This is a genomic window from Oleiphilus sp. HI0061, assembly GCF_001635675.1.
In genome coordinates this window covers 1-952 of record NZ_LWFE01001437.1, presented here as the reverse complement: position 1 = coordinate 952, position 952 = coordinate 1, and the positions used below count along the sequence as shown (strand labels likewise).

General features: G+C 47.3%; 1 protein-coding gene. It reads right to left on the bottom strand.

The annotated features are described in order from the left end of the window. Nucleotides 1-952 (bottom strand): type I restriction endonuclease (locus A3735_RS22695; RefSeq protein WP_197485983.1); only part of this gene is annotated, 952 nt, incomplete at both ends.

Genomic DNA, 952 nt, shown 5'->3' with positions numbered 1-952 from the left:
TAATGGCGGAGCCAAACTTGTTGATGATGGAGAAGATGACTCTTTCATTGCCATGGCCGATTTGTTCAGCCAAACGTTTGCCGGATGTCGCCATCGCGTCGCGTTTATCTCGGTCAGAGAGCGCTCCACCTGAGGCAAAGGTTGTGCTAAGTTGGTCTTCAAGGTCTACCCGGTCGGTGACGATAATAAATCGGCATTTAGCCAGCTCTTCAAGCCAAATTAAGGCCTTGGCTAAAAATACCATCGTAAAAGACTTACCGCTTCCTGTGGTATGCCAGATCACGCCGCCTTCTCTTGCACCGTTCGCGTCAAACTGGGTGATTCGCTCAACCAACGCTTTGATACCAAACACCTGCTGATAGCGGGCAATAATCTTTCCCGCCTTTTGATCAAACAAGGTAAACAAACGCGTCATTTCCAGTAAGCGGTCGGGTCTTAACAAGCTGATAATCAGCCTGTCTTGATCCGTAACAGTAAGCTCGCCAGCAGCGATGAGGGACTCGTATTCTTTGCGGGCCGAGGTTGGTCGATGATTGAAGATAGATGCTAGTGATTTCTCGTCCAAGTTTTGATTTTTTAAACGAATAAATTCAGCTTCAATAATGTCTTCTTCTTTCCACTTGGCCCAGAACTTCTCCGGCGTGCCGCAGGTGGCATATAGACCTTCATGGCCATTCACGGCCAAGAGCAATTGGCTGTATGCAAATAAGTGCGGAATCTCTCCTTGGCCTTGATTTCGAATCTGTTGGGAGATCGCTTCATGGTTTGTAGATTTATTCTCTTTGGATGAGTCCGGGCGCTTGGCCTCGATAACGACCAAAGGTAAGCCATTCACAAAACAAACAATATCGGGGATTCTGTTCCCCGTACCTTCACTGTTTTGAACCACCATTTCTTCGGTGACATGGAACTCGTTTTCATCCAGGTTTTGCCAATCGATAAGCTGAATGGT